The organism is Nocardia fodinahabitans (assembly GCF_052983615.1).
In genome coordinates this window covers 5383510-5400834 of record NZ_JBRJJC010000001.1, presented here as the reverse complement: position 1 = coordinate 5400834, position 17325 = coordinate 5383510, and the positions used below count along the sequence as shown (strand labels likewise).

Genomic DNA, 17325 nt, shown 5'->3' with positions numbered 1-17325 from the left:
TTGCCAAAGATTGCCCGGGATATTCCTACGGCGCGAGACTTTCTGCGAATCCGGCAAATCGCCAGCGTTCGCCACGCCGGAGCGAAACCTCGGGGTAAACCACGGCATCGACCCGAAACCGCGACGCCACCTGCCGGTCATCAGCGAACGCGGGGCACCCGCACCCCTCAGCCGGGCGAGTTCTGCAGGGAGGCGGCCGCCATCGTGAAGTAGTCCATCAGCTGCTTGCGGTGCGCGTCGTCCAGGATCGACGGCTCGATCTCGCCGACCGCGATCGTCATGCACCGCATCCAGGCGTCGCGCTCGAGCGGGCCGACGACGAACGGGTTGTGCCGCATCCGCAGCCGCGGGTGCCCACGCTCGTCGGAGTAGGTGCGCGGCCCGCCCCAGTACTGTTCGAGGAACATCCGCAACCGGCGCTCGGCGGGGCCGAGATCCTCCTCCGGATACAGTGGGCGCAGGATCTCGTCGGCAGCGACCTCGCGATAGAACACGGACACGATGCGGCGGAACGTCTCGGCGCCACCCACCGCTTCGTAGAACGAGGTCGTTGTCTGCTCTCCTGAAGTCACGGCCTCCATTGTGCCCCGATGACCGGGCACCCGGCTCGGCGGCAGCCGCGCATCACGAACGCGCGGCCCTTCAACCACAGTTCACCCGAAAGTTTGAAAAATAGCCGTGCAATACCGGCGGAACCATGGTCAACTGGGGGGCAGTATCGGCCCCAGATACCACATGATCCTGCCAATCATGAAATTGAGGTCAAGATGAAGCAGCGACCAGGCGCCCGGTCACACGAGGCGCGCGCGCACCGACAACTCCAGCCCGCCGACGTCCACAATCGTGGCTCGGGGGCTATCCCGCTGCACATCTTGTCCGATCACCATCCGGGCGCACACGGTCATCACGACCTGCCGCATCACCCCGCGCCATTGCACCTTGCCGGAGACCACGACGCCGCCGCATGGCGCAAACGCCGGGTCCTCCTCCTCAACGCCACCTACGAGCCGCTCACCGCGCTGTCCGCGCGCCGCGCTGTCGTCCTGCTGATCTGCGCCAAAGCCGATGCGGTCCACGACAACCCCGAAGCCCCGGTCCTGCATTCGGCGGGCGCCGAAGTGGCGATTCCCTCCGTCATCCGGCTGCGCACCTACGTGCGCGTGCCCTATCGCGCCCGGGTACCGATGACCCGTGCCGCGCTCATGCACCGCGACCGCTATCGCTGCGGCTACTGCGGCGGCAAAGCCGAGACCATCGACCACGTGATCCCGCGCAGCCGCGGCGGCGAGCACTCGTGGGAGAACTGCGTCGCCAGCTGCGCCCCGTGCAATCACCGCAAGGCCGACAAGATGCTCACCGAGCTCGGCTGGACGCTGCGCCATCCCCTGGTCTCCCCCAAGGGCCCGCATTGGCGCCTGCTGTCCACCACCGCCGACCTGGATCCGATCTGGCTGCAGTATCTCGGCGAAGGAGCCGCCTGAGTCAGGGGCTCTCGATGACCATCGAGGCCCACGTCCCCGGTTCGAGCGCCTCGAAGATGTGCGGGAGATCGCCCAGGTAGCGGACGTAGTCACCGGGGCCGATCTCGATGGGCTCGTCCGCCGGGCCGACCAGCGCGCGCCCGGCGGCCAGCACCACGTGCTCGACCACGCCGGGGTTGTGCGGGTCGGAGCGGCGGGTGTGGCCGGGTTCGGCCGCGATGCGGTAGACGTCGCAGCGCGTGTGTGACTGACCCGCTGCGAGCAATGTCACTCGATAGTCCGCATCGGCCGACGGGACCGGCGCGCCCTCGTCCGCGCGGATCACCTGGACGTTGGGCCGGGGCGGGTCGAGCAGCCGCGAGAACGGCATCTCCAGCGCAACGCACAGCGCCCACAGGGTTTCCAGGCTGGGATTGCCGGTGCCCGATTCCAGTTGGGACAGCGTCGATTTCGCGACGCCCGCCCGGCTCGCGACCTCGGTCAGCGACAAGCCTGCGCGCGCGCGTTCGCGGCGCAGCGACGCCGCGATCACCGCTTGGGGTGGTCCGCTCACCGGGTCCTGCCGGTCCATCAACGCCTCCTGGGAGCTGGCGATTTCGCGTTGACTTTACCCACCCGGCCTGTTCATTATGAGAAACATGCGTTCGATATGGCGAACACTCGATCGGCGAACCGTCACCGCCGTGGCCGCGGCCTGCCTGGCCGTCGGCCTCTTCGGCGTGTCCTACGGCGCGTCGACCATCGCGGCCGGGTTCCCGGTCTGGATGCCGATCGTCATGGCGGTGACGGTGCTGGCCGGCGGGTCCGAACTGCTGTTCTTCGGCATCGTCGCGGCAGGCGGCAGCCCGCTCGCCGCCGTGGTCGCCGGACTACTGCTCAATGCCAGGCATCTGCCGTACGGCCTGTCGGCGCCCGAGGTGTTCGGCCGGGGTTGGAAGCGGGTGCTCGGCATCCACGTGCTCAACGACGAGTCGGTGGCGTTCGCGACCGCTCCCGGCGACCAGGAGCGCAAGCGTGCCGCCTACTGGGCCTGCGGCATCGGCGTCGCCCTGAGCTGGCCGCTCGGCGCGACCCTCGGCGCCGCCCTGGGTTCGCTCGTCCCCGACACCTCGGCCCTCGGCCTCGACGCCGTGTTCCCGGTCATCCTGCTCGCGCTCATCCTGCCCGCCCTGCGCGACCGCGCCACGCTGCGCCCGGTCCTGGTCGGCGCCGCACTCGCCGTCGTCGCGGCCCCGTTCGTCCCCGCCGGCCTGCCGGTGCTGATCGCACTGCTCGGCCTGGTGTTCGCGCTGCGACCACCGGAGCAGACCGAGACTCCGGCGGCACAACCATGCTGACCTCGACCGCTCGACCCGGGCACGCCGGTGCTCGGTCGATCGCCGCGCGTTCCAGCCACGCGCTCGAATCGCCGAGGGTCGTGCCGACCTGTGCGCAGACCGACCGGACTCAGCCCACCTCCCAGCGGCGGTGCGCGTCGTGAACACCCCGTACCTGCTGCCAGCGATGCTCACGCTCGCTGCGGGAACCTACGCGCTGCGGTGGACCGGCCCCGCTCTCCGGCATCGACTTCGCCTGTCGCCCAGGATGATCCATCTCCTCGATACCGGCGCGCTGATTCTGCTCGCGGCGCTGGTCGCGACCGCCACTCTCCCGACCGGGTCCGGCGAACTCGGCATCGCCCTGCCCGCCGGGGTGACGGTCGGCGGCCTCCTCGCGTGGCGCCGTGCACCGCTGCTCGTCACTGTGCTCGCCGCAGCCGCGACAACCGCACTCCTACGACTGGCCGGCGTGCACTGACTCGGTGCCGTCACCCTGTGCTCGACGACCGTGCTGCGCCGGCTCGCAAACGTCCACCGACCTGATCGTCGCACTGCCGTCGAGTCACGGTCGGTGAGAGCCTGCTCGCGGTGCGGCGCGCGCCGCTGCTGGTCACTGTGCCCGAGATTGCGGACACGTGCCGCGTCGACCACCCGCTCCGGCACCGGCGTGCACGACCTCGTCATCGCCGGTCGATGTCCGACCCCACTGGCACCATGTCGCCCGTGATCACGAGCGAACGGCCGATGCCGCCCCTGAACGCCGACGAGCGCACGACCACGGAGGCGTGGCTCGACTTCTACCGCACGACGCTGGCGCTCAAATGCCAGGGCCTCGACGACGCCCAGTTGCGCACCGCAGCAGCACCGTCGGCGCTGACCCTGCTCGGCCTGCTCCAGCACATGGCCGAGGTGGAACGAAACTGGTTCCGCCGGGTCCTCGCCGGGGAGCCGGCGCCGCCGATCTACGACCCGCACGCCGATACCGCGGGACATGACGGCGGGTTCGAGCTGTCCGACGACTCGTCCTACGACAAAGCTGTCACTACCTGGCAGGACGAGATCGCCCGTGCCCGCCGCAATTGCGCCGCGCGCGAGCTGGACGACACCAGTCCCTTCATGGGCAGCCGGGTGAGCCTGCGCTGGATCTACACGCACATGATCGCCGAGTACGCCCGCCACTGCGGCCACGCCGATCTGCTCCGCGAACGCATCGACGGAGCGACGGGCGTCTGAGCCCCGGCGCGCGACGTCAGCTGGGCGACAGCGGGATTCCACCACCCAGGCGACGCGCGACGGAGCCGTAACGGGCGTCGAGACGCAGCCAGGTGCGGGTGGCGCGGACGCGGACCAGCTCGGTGGGCTGGATGCGGCGCGACTCGGTCTTCTCGCCCGCGTGCGGGATGAAGTCCATGGCGGTGAGGGCGAAGACGACGCGCATCGGGACCTCGACCGCGAGATCGTCCGCGCCGGTGACGGTGAGCACCGACTGGTCCAGCAGCGAGGCGGGCGGGCCGTGCGCGCCGCCGTGCTCGCGGGCCAGGTCGGCGCCGCGCTCGGCCAGCTCGACCAGCGCGCGGGCCGGGACGTCGTCGACGTGGGTGAAACCGTCGCTGGGCGGCAGCGCGCCGCGCCAGGCCGAGTCCATCGAATAGCCGAGGTCGATCGGGTGACCGGTGCGCAGCCCCGCCAGCACCGTGTCGGCGCCGACGGTGACATCGTCGACGCCGAGTTCGGCGGTGACCGTGCGCACCGCGAGGGTCTCGAAACCTGTTGCGACCCACGCGGAGACGAGACTGGAACCACGCCGCCGCAACCGGACGACAGCGGCGGCGTCGAGCCGGATCGCCCGGGTGAGGAAGGTGGCCAGGTTCTCGCGTTCGGCCGGGTCGGGCGCGTGCAGCACCCGCTGTTCGGAGCTCACGGACGTCAGGCCCGCCACAGGGCCAGGTAGTCGCGTTCGGTGTCGCTGAGTCTGCGCAACCGCTGGGTCTCGATGTCGAACGCGGCCAGCTGGGTGGTGGCGGTGACCGCGGGCGGCGAATCCGGGGCGGCGCCGTTGGCGCGCACCTCGTAGCCGATCGTGAAATCGACCGCCCGCAGCTGTTTGACCCACATGGCGATATCGAGCGGGGTGTCCTCGTGCCGCAACTGACCCCGGTACTTCACGTGCAGGTCGACCAGCACACAGCCCTGCCGGCCCATCGACGCCGTCGGCTTGTCGTCGTCGAACAGCCACGGAATCCTGGCCTCTTCCAGCAGGGTCACCATCCGCGCGTGGTTGACGTGCTGGAACACGTCCATGTCCGACCAGCGGATCTCGACCTTGGCGTGAAAGCGCTGGGGCAACACCAGGTTCGCCGCCGGCGCGGCCGTGGCTGTGTTCGGCGAGCTCGTCACCGTGGTACCTCCGATTGGGCGCCCACCCCGCTCACCATGCTCCGCACCTGTCGCGCGGCGACCGACAGTGTGGCGAGGTCGTGGGTCCCGGACTCGAACAATTCCGACAGTGCCGCGCGCGCACGGCCCAGCCGGGACTGGTTCTTCGACTCCCAGTATGCAATTTTCTCGTCGGCCGTCTCCTCCGGGTCACCCCCGGACAGCACATCGAGGGTCAGCGAGCGCAGCGAACCGTACATGTCGTCGCGCAGCGCCAGCCGGGCCAGCGCGTGCCAGCGGTCGCCGCGTTCGAGGTGACTGACCGCCTCGAGCAGCCAGTCGATCTTCAGGTGCTCGTTGAGCGCGTAGTACAGCGCGCCCACCTCGGCGCCGTCCCGGTCGGCGATATCGGCGATATCGACGATATCGAGCAGCGGGTACAGGCTGAGCAGTCCGAACACCTCGGTCGCCAGCTCGGTCGGCGCGCCACGGGCGATCAGCTCGGCCGCGCCCTGGGTGAGCGAGGTGACGTGGTGCCCGCGCAGCCAGCCCGGCACCTGCGGCGCCAGCTCCTGCACCCGGCGGTGGTACCGGTTGATCTCGGCGCCCACCGCGATCGGCTGCGGCCGGTTGCTGAGCAGCCAGCGCGAGGCCCGATCCAGCGTGCGCCTCGACTCCAGCTCCAGCAGATCGCACACGCCGGCGGGCGCGTCGGCGCTGCGGATCCGCGCCCACACGTCGTGCAGCTCGAAGATCTCGGTGGCCGCGGCGAACGCGCGAACGGTGTCGGAGGTGCTGGCCCCGACCTCTTCGTTGAGCCGGTGCGCGTAGGTGATGCCCGCGTAGTCGACCACCTCGTTGACGATCATCGTGGTGACGATCTCGCGGCGCAGCCGGTGCTTCTTGATCGCCGCGCCGAAGCGCTCGCGCAGCGGCGTCGGGAAGTACAGCGGCAGCCTGCGTGCGAAGTAGACGCTGTCGGGCAGGTCGGTGTCGAGCAGATCGGCCTTGAGTCCCAGCTTGATGTGCGCGAGCAGATTGGCCAGTTCGGGCGAGGTGAGCCCGCGACCCTCCTCGTCGCGCCGCTTCAGGTCGACATCGGTCGGCAGCGCCTCGAGCTCACGGTCCAGGCCGCGACGCTGCTCGAGATCGTCGATGACGCGGCCGTGCACGCCGACCATCTGCGGCGCGTCGGTGCGCGCGATGCCGATCAGCACGTTCTGATCGACGTTGTCCTGCAACACCATCCGCGCGACCTCGTCGGTCATCGAGGCCAGCAGCGGATTGCGGTCGGCCTGCGCCAGCGCGCCCGCGCTCACCACGCCGTCGAGCAGCACCTTGATGTTGACCTCGTGGTCGGAGCAGTCGACCCCCGCCGAGTTGTCCAGCGCGTCGGTGTTCATCTTGCCGCCGGCGCGGCAGAACTCGATCCGGCCCAGCGCGGTGGCGCCCAGGTTGCCGCCCTCGCCGATCACCTTGACCCGCAACTGATTACCGTCGACCCGGACCGTGTCGTTGGACTTGTCGCCCACCTCGGCATTGGATTCGGTGCTGGCCTTGACATAGGTGCCGATCCCACCGTTCCACAGCAGCTGGACCGGGGCGAGCAGGATCGCCCGCACCAGCTCCGGCGGCGTGAGCGCCTGCACCGAGTCGGGCAGCCCCAGCACGAGCCGGGCCTGCGGCGAGATCGGCACCGACTTCACGGTCCGCTCGAACACGCCGCCGCCCGCGCTGATCAGGGTGCGATCGTAGTCGGCCCACGAGGACCGCGGCAGCGCGAACAACCGCTCGCGCTCGGCGTAGGAGGTGGCGGCGTCCGGGTTCGGGTCGAGGAAGATGTGCCGGTGGTCGAACGCGGCGACCAGGCGGATGTGGCGCGAGAGCAGCATGCCGTTGCCGAACACGTCACCGCTCATGTCACCCACGCCGACGACGGTGAAGTCCTGGCTCTGGGTGTCGATGCCCATCTCGCGGAAGTGCCGCTTGACCGCTTCCCACGCGCCCTTGGCGGTGATGCCCATCGCCTTGTGGTCGTAGCCGGCCGAGCCGCCGGAGGCGAACGCGTCGCCGAGCCAGAAACCGTAGCGGGTGGCCACGTCGTTGGCGATGTCGGAGAAGCTGGCGGTGCCCTTGTCGGCGGCGACGACCAGGTAGGTGTCGTCGGCGTCGCGGCGGACCACCCGGGCGGGCGGCAGCACCGCGCCGGTGGTCAGGTCGACATTGTCGGTCACGTCGAGCAGGCCGGAGATGAAGGTGCGGTAGCAGGCGACGCCTTCGGCGATGCTCGCCTGCCGGTCGACGGCGGGATCACCGGTGGCGGCGGGCGGGTTCTTCACCACGAAGCCGCCCTTCGCACCGACCGGCACGATCACCGCGTTCTTCACCGCCTGTGCCTTCACCAGACCCAGGATCTCGGTGCGGAAGTCCTCGAGCCGGTCCGACCAGCGCAGGCCGCCGCGCGCCACCGATCCGAACCGCAGGTGCACGCCCTCGACCCGCGGCGAGTAGACGAAGATCTCGAATTGCGGTCGCGGCTTGGGCAATTCGGCGATCTCGCGCGGTTCCACCTTGAACGAGAAGTAGTCACGCGGGCGCTCTTCGGCGTCGACGATGTAGTAGTTGGTGCGCAGGGTCGCCTTGATCAGGCCGAGGATGGCGCGCAGGATGCGGTCGGCGTCCATGCTGACCACTTCGTCGATGCCCACCCTGACCTTCGTCTCCAGCTCGGCGGCGGTCTCGGCCGAGACGGTGTCGGGATCGAAGCGGGCGGCGAACAGGTCGACGAACGCGCGCGCGACCTCGGGATGGGCCAGCAGCACGCGCGCGATATTGACCTGGCTGTACGGGAATCCCGCCTGCTGCAGGTACTTCGCGTACGCGCGCAGCATCGCCACCGACCGCCACGGCAGACCGGCCCGCAGCACGAGTTCGTTGAGGCCGTCGGCCTCGGCCCGGCCGTACCAGACCGCTGCGAAGGCGTCGGTGAACCGGGAGTGCAGCTCGTCCTCGTGGGTGGCCTGCTCGAGCAGCTCCGCGTCGAGATCGCCGCCGAGCGCGTTGCGCAGCAGCTCGGGCCGCGCCTGCAGACCGAAGTCGTAGATCCAGCGCTCGGCACCGCACTCCAGCTGCAGCTGGTAGGGCCGCTCGTCGACCACCTCGACGCCGAGGCTCTGCAATACCGGCAGCACCTGGCTCAGCGAGACGCCCGACCCGGCGATGTAGAGGCTGAAGCGCCACGACCCGGGCGCGGCCTCCGGCTTGCGGTACAGATGCTGGCCGATGCCGCCCTCGGTGAGCCGTTCCAGCCTGCCGATGTCGGCCAGCGCGCGGACCGCGCCGAAGTCCTCCTTGTAGCTCTCCGGGAAGGCCTCCGAATACTGTTTCACGACACCGGGATCCAGGACGGTGGAGGTGGCGACCTCGTCGTCGATCCGGTCGTCCCAGGTGTGGCTGGCCGCGTTCAGCAGTGCCTGCAGGCGCAGCCGGTTGTCTTCGGAGGTGTCCGGCGCCGCGGCGGGCTCGGCGGGCAGCATCACGGTGAAATACACACTGGCGAGCTCGCTTTCGCTCACCCGGGCCGAGTAGTCGATGTCGGCGCCGCCGAGCTCGCGGACCAGGATCTCCTGCATCTGCAGCCGCACCGCGGTGGTGTAGCGATCGCGCGGCAGGTAGACCATGCAGGCCACGAAGCGGCCGTACCGGTCGCTGCGCAGGAACAGCCGTACCTGCCTGCGCAGGCTCACGCCGAGCACCGCCACCGCGGTGCGGCGCATGGCCTCGGTGTCGGCCGAGAACAGCTCGGTGCGCGGGAACGATTCGATCACCTCGAGCATCGCCTGCCCGGAGAAGGAGTCCTTGTCGAATCCGGCCGCCTCGATGGCGGTGCGCACCCTGGTGTTGATGACCGGGATGTCGAGCACGTTCTCGTGCACCGCGCTGACGGTGAACACCCCGATGAACAGGTGTACACCGACCACGGCGCCCGCGTCGTCCACGTCGGCGACACCGACGAAGTACGGGTACACCGAGCGGTGCACGGTCGCGCGGACCAGGCCCTGGGTGAGCATCAGCAGCGGACGGTCGCCGCCGTTGATCGGCACCTGGAAGTCGGTGCCGGTGTCGGCGCGCAGCACGCCGAGGCTCGCGCCGGACACCGGCGTGGAGACCGTGCGGCCGTGTTCGGTCTCGCGGCGGTAGCGCGCGTAGCCGAGCAGGGTGAAGTTGCCGTGGGCCAGCCAGCGCAGCAGCTGCGCGCATTCGGCCAGGTCGGTGGCGGGGAACGGGGCCGAGCCCGCGCCCGCGGTGCGATCGAGCTGATCGGCCAGCGAGCTCTGCACCCTGGTCATCGCCTCGGTGTCGTCGATCACCTGGCGGACGTCGGCGATCACCGTGGGCACGGTGCGCTCGATGTGATCGAGCTGGGCCCGCCCGGTCGAGGGATGCAGCTGCAGGTGCATCCACGACTCCGGCATGCCGGTCGCGCCGTTGCCGTCCACCTCGTGCGGTGCCGCGCTGATCAGCACGCCGTTAGCGTCGCGGGTGACCTCGAAGATCGGGTGGATGACCTCGGTGACGCTCACCTGCATCCGGGCCAGCGCCGCGGTGATCGACTCGACCAGCAGCGGCATGTCGTCGGTGACCAGCTGCACCGCCGCGCCCATGCCCGACCCGTCGTCGGGATGGTAGACCCGCACCAGCGCCGTATCCGCGGGGCGTTCGGCGGCCAATTCCATGTGCCGCCGGAAGATCTGGTTGATGCCGGTGACCGGGAAGTCCGCGTCGCCGGCGTCCACGTGTCGGAAGTACGCCCCTTCGAGTGTCGCGAGATCACCGCGCAAGCTTCGCGGCATTCCCGCGGCCCACGCCGCGCTCGACATTTCCGACGAGACCGTCATCGTTTCGCCCACTCCCATGGATTCGGTTCGCTTCGATTCCGCAACTCAGGTGACGCAAATTCGAGACTAGCCGGGGGTCCATGGACACGCGGAGAGAATTTCAGCTTGCCGCGCCGGTAACTTGGCCAACGTTCGGTGAACGCCGGGGAAGTCGTCGCTACCAGTCGTTTTCGCGCGTTGACGCCGACGGCCCGGCGGAAAGATCATCGAGGATCACTCCGCCGGGCCGTCGCAGCAAACCCCGGCGATCAGTCGCGCGTGAGCTTGCGGTGGGTCACGCGGTGCGGGCGCGCCGCGTCGGCACCGAGGCGGTCGACCTTGTTCGCCTCGTAGGCCTCGAAGTTGCCCTCGAACCAGAACCACTTGGCGTCGTTGTCGCTGTCGCCCTCCCACGCCAGGATGTGGGTGCAGGTGCGGTCCAGGAACCAGCGGTCGTGGGAGATCACGACGGCGCAGCCGGGGAACTGCTCGAGCGCGTTCTCCAGCGAGCTGAGGGTTTCGACGTCGAGGTCGTTGGTCGGCTCGTCGAGCAGGATCAGGTTGCCGCCCTGCTTGAGGGTCAGCGCCAGGTTCAGGCGGTTGCGCTCACCACCGGAGAGCACGCCCGCCGGCTTCTGCTGGTCCGGGCCCTTGAAGCCGAACGCGCTGACATAGGCGCGCGAGGGCATCTCCTGGTTGCCGACCTCGATGAAGTCGAGCCCGTCGGAGACGACCTGCCAGACGTTCTTGTTCGGGTCGATGCCGGCGCGGTTCTGGTCGACGTAGCTGAGCTTGACCGTCTCGCCGACCTTGACCTCGCCGCTGTCCGGCGCCTCGAGTCCGACGATGGTCTTGAACAGCGTGGTCTTACCGACACCGTTGGGGCCGATCACGCCGACGATGCCGTTGCGCGGCAGCGTGAAGGACAGGTCCTTGATCAGCTGACGGTCGCCGAAGCCCTTGTCGAGGTTCGACACGTTGACCACGATGTCGCCCAGGCGCGGACCCGCGGGGATCTGGATCTCCTCGAAGTCCAACTTACGGTGCTTCTCGGCCTCCGCGGCCATCTCCTCGTAGCGACCGAGGCGGGCCTTGTTCTTGGCCTGACGGGCCTTGGCACCGGAGCGCACCCAGGCCAGCTCCTCCTTGAGGCGCTTCTGCAGCTTCTGGTCCTTCTTGCCCTGGACCTCGAGCCGCTGGGCCTTCTTCTCCAGGTAAGTGGAGTAGTTGCCCTCATACGGGTAGGCACGGCCGCGGTCGAGCTCGAGGATCCACTCGGCGACGTTGTCGAGGAAGTACCGGTCGTGGGTGACGGCCAGCACGGCGCCCTGGTAGGCGGCCAGGTGCTGCTCGAGCCACAGCACGCTCTCGGCGTCGAGGTGGTTGGTCGGCTCGTCGAGCAGCAGCAGGTCGGGCTTGCTCAGCAGCAGCTTGCACAGCGCGACGCGGCGACGCTCACCACCGGAGAGGTTGATGACCGGCTCGTCCGGCGGCGGGCAGCGCAGCGCGTCCATGGCCTGCTCGAGCTGGGAATCCACATCCCACGCGTCGGCGTGGTCGAGGAACTCCTGCAGCTTGCCCATCTCGTCCATGAGCTCGTCGGAGTAGTCGGTGGCCATCAGCTCGGCGATCTCGTTGAAGCGATCCAGCTTCACCTTGACCTCGCCGAGGCCCTCCTCCACGTTGCCGCGGACGGTCTTCTCCTCGTTGAGGTGCGGCTCCTGCATCAGGATGCCGACGGTGGCGCCGGGCGCGAGGAACGCCTCGCCGTTGTTCGGCCGGTCCAGCCCCGCCATGATCTTCAGCACGGACGACTTACCCGCGCCGTTCGGGCCGACCACACCGATCTTGGCGCCGGGCAGGAAGTTCAGCGTCACGTCGTCGAGAATGACCTTGTCGCCGTGCGCCTTGCGAACCTTGATCATCTGATAAATGAACTCAGCCATATACGGAAGCCTATCGGTGCGGGTAACGGGGGTGAGATGCGGAGCGGGCCGGTGCCGCGGATACGACCCTCAGGCGTCGACCCGCTCGGGCGTACCGGAGATCGGCACCGCAACCGGCGATCGCGCCGGGAGGGAATCCGCCGCGGTCGTAGAGGCTACGGCAGTGGGTACGGTCGGCGCATACTCGGCCGCGTCCTCCGCGGGGACCGGAGGTATAGCGCGCGGCCGGTCCGAGATATTCCGCACAGCGTGCGGCGCGGAGCGCGCCGCGTCGAACCGGCGCGAGTTGCTCGCCATCCGGAAGGTCACCACCTGCTCACCGTTGGTGAGATCACGCCGGACCGGATGGGTCACCACTGTGCCGATCACCGTCGCATGTGCCTCGTACATCGAATCCGCCCCCGCTCGGTCGCTGTGTTGCGCTGACCATCCAAGGATGGAGTCGTGAGCCGTCGAACGGACGGCCGCGAGCGCAATTGGGGACAAAGTCGACGGTTGTGGAGATCTCCCGTGTCAGAGCACGGGGAGTTCGGTGTTCGCCCCGCACAGGACGACGATCGGGCGCACGCCCGGGTCCGGGCGGTAGGCCCCGCTCTGCACCGCGGCCAGCGCGGCGGCGCCCTCGAGCTCGACCACGACGCGGAATTCGCGCCACAGGTATTCCCTGGCCGCGGCGATCGCGTCGTCGGCGACCGACAGCGCGGGCATCCGATGCCTGCGCGCGATGTCGAAGGCGATTTCGCCCACCCGGGTCGCGCACAGCAGCTCGGTGGCCCTGACCTGCGCGTCGATCTCGACCGGCCGGCCCGCGGCCAGCGCGGCCGAGAGCGCGGGAGTGTGCTCGGATTCGACGCCGACGATCTGCCTGCGCTTGCCCAGCGCGGCACCGAGGCCGGCGATCAGCCCGCCGCCACCGATCGCGGCCAGCACCGGTGGCCGCCCGCGCACCTGTTCCTCCAGTTCGAGGCCGATCACGCCGGCGCCCGCCACCACCGCGGGCATGTCGTAGGCATGCAGGTGTTGCGCGCCACGCTCGGCGGCCAGCGTCACGGCCCTGCGCTGCGCCTCGGCGTAGCTCGTGCCGTGCCAGAGCACCTCGGCGCCGTGCGCCCACATCGCGGCGACCTTGGTGTGCGGCGCCGACTCCGGCACCACCACCGTGCAGGCCTTGCCCAGCTGCGCGGCGGCCAGCGCGACCGCGATCCCGGCATTACCGCCGGAGGCGACGACGACGTGATCGGCGCCCTTGTCCGCGGCCAGCAGCGCGTTGAGCGCGCCACGCACCTTGAACGTGCCACCGTGCTGCAGGAACTCCAGCTTCAGCGAGACCGGGACGGGACCCTCGGGGCCGTCGACGGTCGTGTGGAACACCGGGGTCTTGCGCACCCGGCCCGAGAGCCTGCGGCGCGCCGCCCGCACCTCCGTGCGCGGCACGCGATGTGTCGACTCGCTCACCGGCACACCACATCCACTCACTTACGCACCTCGCGGTCACGACGCGCCAGCTCGGCGTACATCGCGTTGTAGGCGGTGAGCTCGGCGTCGTTGTCGCGGTCGGCGGCGCGGTCGGTGCGCTTGGCCAAGCGCTGATCGCTGCGCGACCACTGGATCAGCAGGGCCAGCATCACCACGACCAGCGGCACCTCGCCACTGGCCCAGGCGAAGCTGCCGCCGTTGCGCTGATCGGCGAGCAGATCGATGTTCCAGCCGAGGCCCAGGGTGCGGTAGAACCAGCCGCCGAGCACGGTGTTCATGCTCATCAGCGCGATGCCGAAGAACGCGTGGAAGGGCAGCGTGCCGAAGACCATCGCCAGCTTGGTCAGCGGCGCCACCTCGCGCGGCTTCGGATCGATGCCGATCACCACCCAGTAGAACAGGTAGCCGCTGATCAGGAAGTGCGCGTTCATCATCAGGTGCGCGGCGTGCGAGTCGACAGAGGCGTCGAAGATCCCGCCCAGGTACAGCGCGTAGAACCCGGCGACGAAGATGATCGACGCCACGACCGGCTGGGTCAGGAACCGCGAGACCGGGTTGTGCACCGCGGCCAGGATCCACTCGCGCGGACCCGGCACACCCTCGCGCCCGGCGGGTGGCAGCGCGCGCAACGCCAGCGTCACCGCGCCGCCGAGGGCGAGCAGGATCGGCGCCAGCATCGACAGTGCCATGTGCGCGCCCATGTGCACGCTGAACATCGCGGGCGCGTACCGGCCGACACCCGAGGACGTGGCCAGCAGCAGCACCAGGCAGCCGCTGCACCAGGCGATGGTCCGCCCGATCGGCCAGGCGTCGCCGCGCTTGCGCAAGCGGTACACACCGAGCAGGTAGAGCGCCGCGAGCACGATCGCAAGGGTGCCGAAGATCAGATCGAAGCGCCAGTCGAACAGCAGCCTGCCGACGGTCGGCGGCCCGGCCACGGTGTAGCCGAGTTCCACCTCCACCGGCGTCGGGATCGAGGTGGGCGGCGGGGGCGGGGTACGGCCGAGGCCGACGGCCAGGCCGATGGTGGCCGCGAAGATCAGCGTCTCCACCCCGGCGAAGCGGATCAGCGCCCGGCGATCGCGCGGATCGGCGGCGAGCGCGGGCAGCGCGGCCCGGCGCTGCAGGTAGCCGAGCACGCCCAGGACGAGCAGCGCCGCAGCCTTGGCCAGCACCAGCTTGCCGTAGGTCGTGCTGAACAGGTCCGCGGCGGGCAGCCGGACCCAGGCGTTGACCACGCCGCTGAGGCCGATCACCACGAACGCGATGGTCGCGGCGACCGAGAACCGCCGCGCCGCGACATCGGTCCCCGCACCACCGCGCAGGGCGTGCGCGAGCACCGCGACCAGGCCGCCGACCCAGACCGCGGCCGCCACCATGTGCAGGATCAGCGAGTTGGTGGCCACATCGTGGGCGCCACCGGAGGACGAGTGCCCGGTCAGCGCGAGCGGCATCATGGAGATCAGCGAGCCGGCCAGCAGCAGCGGCGTCCAGCCCCAGCGCAACGCCAGGCGGCCGCCGACGGCGACGATCAGCGCAAGCAGCGTCGTGGTCCGCCAGGCACCGGCCACCTCGACCTGGGCGATCACCGGCCACAGCACCTCGGGCCGCCAGATGTCACCGACCGGCTGACCGGTCGTATCCGAGACGGTCAGGGGCACCAGCAGCGCCGCACAGGCCGCCCAGACCAGCGCGGCGTCGGCCGCCCGGCGCACCGCCCGGTAGCCACCGGCTTCGAGCAGCCCGCTGTCGCGGGGCGGCAGCAGGAACGCGGCGAACAGCAGCGAGCCGACGGTCACCGCGGCGGCCAGATCGGCCACCGCCCGCAGCGCGGGCAAGCCATATGTTGTCAACGGCCCCGGATCGGGTATACCCAGCAGACTGAGGGCCTGCGCCGCCGACAACCCGACCACGATCGCCGCGACGACCGCGGCCATCGCCCCGGCGACGACGCTCAGCACCCCGAACGTCGCGGTGTTCCCCGTCGGCGCAGCCCGACCCGCTTCCACTGGTGGCGCGCCGTCCACGGCGGGTCCAGCGGAGGGGTCCTGCGATAACGACATGACAACGAGGGTAGTTCGACCTGCCCGGGGCCGACCCGAGGGGGCGTCGCTGCCGAGCCCAGCACTCCTTCTGGTCGGCCGCTATACTTTCGCGCTGGACACCGGCGCCGAGTTCGGCCAAGGTGGATGCCACTGCCTCCGTAGCTCAGTTGGATAGAGCAAGGGCCTTCTAATCCCTAGGTCGCAGGTTCGATTCCTGCCGGGGGCGCAGATCGGCCCTGACCTGCATGTATTCCAGGTCAGGGCCGTACGACGATCCCGGTGTGGCGAGCGAGCTTACTTCGGCCACAGTTGGGACGCTCTGGTCGACTGCCTCAGCGATCTACCCGGTCACCGGCACGGTAGCCGGGTAGCGGTCCTGATCGACCACGCCGATCTCCTCCTGAGCGCCGAGCATCTGGGCGTGTTCGTCTCGGTGCTCTGCCAGGCAGCGTGGCAGGCGAACCTGCGGCTCGACGCGGACGGCCACGCGCTGGACGATCCACCGCTGGCCCTGCACTTCGTTCTACTGCTCGACACGATTCCCGCTGACGCGTTCGCAGCGGAAGTCGGCAGCGGACGCGACGTGGCGATCACGGTGATGGACGGACGCCTCACCGCCACCTCGACCGGCGACTGGCCGGACGCCGACCGACAGGTGACTACGGCCATCTGATCACGAAGGGCGACAACCGCTTTCTCGACTTCGACAGGCGGATCACCCAGGATCTCGCCGACCTCGATGCTCGGCTCTCCCGACAATCCTGCACCGCGGTGCCGATATCGCCACGTTGCGCACGAGCGCCCCCGCCACCCGGCTTCTCAGCCCTTCCCGAGGTCGATCGGCGCGCCGTCGCGTGCGCTCCATCGACCGACCCGAATCCGAACATCCCCACCGAATGGAGCGAAAACCCATGAGCACCAACGGAATCACCACCGGCCCCGAGCGAGCCATCATCGAGGACCTGCTCGACCACAATCGCGCGGCACTCATCGCGACCGTGCGTGGCCTGTCCGAGGCCGAGGCCCGCCGGCGGCTCGTCGCATCGCTGACGACACCCATCTCGCTGATCAAGCATGCCGCCGCGGCGGAGCGGATCTGGTTCCAGCGGTTCTGGGCGGGGCTGGACGAAGCCGACTGCGACGGCTATTCACGTCGCGACGAGGGCACCTTCGCCGTCGCCGACGACGAGTCGCTGACCGGGGTCATCGCCGAGTTCGAGCGGGCGAGTCAGCGGTCGCGGGAGATCGCGTCCCGCTTCGCCCTCGACGACACCAAGGTCAATCCGCGCGAAGGCGAGGTCAGCATGCGATGGACACTGCTCGCGATGATCCAGGAGTTCGCCCGGCACGCGGGGCACGGCGATATCCTGCGCGAGCAGATCGACGAGTCGGCATCGCGACAGTCGGACGCGTGAACGCGGACCTGCGGCAGACGACCTCACGTGTCACTGCTCGCGATGCCCGACCCGGCGGGACGCGCCGCGTCGATCAGGCAATCCGTCACTCCGATGGCGTCCACGAAGACGGGGACGCCGCGGATGTGGATAATCGAACGTATGTGCGAATCCCTCCGGCCCTATCTGCGCGCCGGTGTATGGACCGAACCGTCGCCACACTTCTGCCCGAACGGGCACCGGCTCGGCGCGGGGCGCGCGCTGGTCGTCGCGATGCCCTGCCGGCGGATCGGTGGACACCACCGCGTCCACACCTGCCTGGCCTGCGGCGCCGTCACCTACAGCCCGCCCGCGCACAACGACTGCGAGCACTGAGGTCCACACGCCGGTGCGCCGCCCCCGACCACCCGG

The 17325-nt window shown here is 69.7% G+C and carries 16 protein-coding genes and 1 tRNA gene; 8 read left to right on the top strand and 9 right to left on the bottom strand.

Features of this window, described 5'->3' with window-relative positions:
- Nucleotides 1-167 precede the first annotated feature (167 nt).
- Nucleotides 168-581, bottom strand: coding sequence for a globin (locus tag NV348_RS25365; RefSeq protein ID WP_447149084.1), 414 nt, complete (start codon nucleotides 579-581; stop codon nucleotides 168-170).
- Nucleotides 582-767: 186 nt separating this feature from the next.
- Between NV348_RS25365 and NV348_RS25360 the strand changes: the two genes are divergently transcribed.
- The gene (locus NV348_RS25360; RefSeq protein ID WP_255588610.1) at nucleotides 768-1481 is read left to right on the top strand and encodes an HNH endonuclease; all 714 of its coding nucleotides are present in this window, start codon (nucleotides 768-770) and stop codon (nucleotides 1479-1481) included.
- 1 nt (nucleotide 1482) lies between these two features.
- Here the strand turns inward: NV348_RS25360 and NV348_RS25355 are convergent, their stop codons facing one another.
- Entirely contained in the window at nucleotides 1483-2052 is a 570-nt protein-coding gene (locus NV348_RS25355) for a helix-turn-helix domain-containing protein (RefSeq protein ID WP_447149083.1), read from the bottom strand.
- A gap of 67 nt (nucleotides 2053-2119) precedes the next feature.
- Here NV348_RS25355 and NV348_RS25350 point away from each other — a divergent pair, with 67 nt between their 5' ends.
- The 3 genes from NV348_RS25350 to NV348_RS25340 all read left to right on the top strand — a co-directional run bounded on the left by NV348_RS25350 (nucleotide 2120) and on the right by NV348_RS25340 (nucleotide 4033).
- A complete protein-coding gene (locus NV348_RS25350) occupies nucleotides 2120-2818 on the top strand; it encodes an AzlC family ABC transporter permease (RefSeq protein WP_447149082.1) in 699 nt (232 codons plus the stop codon).
- 139 nt (nucleotides 2819-2957) lie between these two features.
- The gene (locus NV348_RS25345) at nucleotides 2958-3278 is read left to right on the top strand and encodes an AzlD domain-containing protein (RefSeq protein ID WP_308248671.1); all 321 of its coding nucleotides are present in this window, start codon (nucleotides 2958-2960) and stop codon (nucleotides 3276-3278) included.
- A 266-nt stretch (nucleotides 3279-3544) separates the two neighbouring features.
- Complete coding sequence (locus tag NV348_RS25340; protein ID WP_447151136.1) at nucleotides 3545-4033, top strand: DinB family protein; 489 nt, start codon at nucleotides 3545-3547, stop codon at nucleotides 4031-4033.
- Between the two features lie 16 nt (nucleotides 4034-4049).
- Here NV348_RS25340 and NV348_RS25335 read toward each other — a convergent pair whose 3' ends face one another.
- The 7 genes from NV348_RS25335 to NV348_RS25305 form a co-directional block, all read right to left on the bottom strand.
- A complete protein-coding gene (locus NV348_RS25335; RefSeq protein ID WP_447149081.1) occupies nucleotides 4050-4721 on the bottom strand; it encodes a DUF8185 domain-containing protein in 672 nt (223 codons plus the stop codon).
- 5 nt (nucleotides 4722-4726) lie between these two features.
- A complete protein-coding gene (locus tag NV348_RS25330; protein ID WP_255588645.1) occupies nucleotides 4727-5101 on the bottom strand; it encodes an acyl-CoA thioesterase in 375 nt (124 codons plus the stop codon).
- Nucleotides 5102-5193: 92 nt separating this feature from the next.
- Complete coding sequence (locus NV348_RS25325; RefSeq protein WP_447149080.1) at nucleotides 5194-10074, bottom strand: NAD-glutamate dehydrogenase; 4881 nt, start codon at nucleotides 10072-10074, stop codon at nucleotides 5194-5196.
- 248 nt (nucleotides 10075-10322) lie between these two features.
- Nucleotides 10323-11999 carry an energy-dependent translational throttle protein EttA gene (gene ettA, locus NV348_RS25320; protein ID WP_447149079.1) on the bottom strand — a complete coding sequence of 559 codons (1677 nt, stop codon included), beginning with the start codon at nucleotides 11997-11999 and terminating at the stop codon, nucleotides 10323-10325.
- A gap of 69 nt (nucleotides 12000-12068) precedes the next feature.
- Nucleotides 12069-12389: a hypothetical protein gene (locus NV348_RS25315; RefSeq protein ID WP_447149078.1), complete on the bottom strand. Its 321-nt coding sequence runs from the start codon at nucleotides 12387-12389 to the stop codon at nucleotides 12069-12071.
- Nucleotides 12390-12512: 123 nt separating this feature from the next.
- On the bottom strand, nucleotides 12513-13454 hold the full coding sequence (locus tag NV348_RS25310) for a serine/threonine dehydratase (RefSeq protein WP_447149077.1): 942 nt from the start codon (nucleotides 13452-13454) through the stop codon (nucleotides 12513-12515).
- 17 nt (nucleotides 13455-13471) lie between these two features.
- Nucleotides 13472-15538, bottom strand: a complete 2067-nt coding sequence (locus NV348_RS25305) for a bifunctional copper resistance protein CopD/cytochrome c oxidase assembly protein (RefSeq protein WP_447149076.1) — start codon at nucleotides 15536-15538, stop codon at nucleotides 13472-13474.
- Between the two features lie 134 nt (nucleotides 15539-15672).
- On the opposite strand from NV348_RS25305, the gene NV348_RS25300 reads away from it, so the two are divergent.
- From NV348_RS25300 to NV348_RS25285, 4 genes are all read left to right on the top strand, one after another.
- Nucleotides 15673-15746: transfer RNA gene (locus NV348_RS25300), tRNA-Arg, on the top strand.
- Nucleotides 15711-16193, top strand: coding sequence for a barstar family protein (locus tag NV348_RS25295; protein ID WP_447151135.1), 483 nt, complete (start codon nucleotides 15711-15713; stop codon nucleotides 16191-16193). Before NV348_RS25300 ends, NV348_RS25295 begins: the two co-directional genes overlap by 36 nt.
- A gap of 238 nt (nucleotides 16194-16431) precedes the next feature.
- Nucleotides 16432-16935, top strand: coding sequence for a DinB family protein (locus NV348_RS25290; protein WP_447149075.1), 504 nt, complete (start codon nucleotides 16432-16434; stop codon nucleotides 16933-16935).
- A 141-nt stretch (nucleotides 16936-17076) separates the two neighbouring features.
- Entirely contained in the window at nucleotides 17077-17289 is a 213-nt protein-coding gene (locus tag NV348_RS25285) for a hypothetical protein (protein ID WP_447149074.1), read from the top strand.
- The last annotated feature ends 36 nt before the right edge of the window (nucleotides 17290-17325 follow it).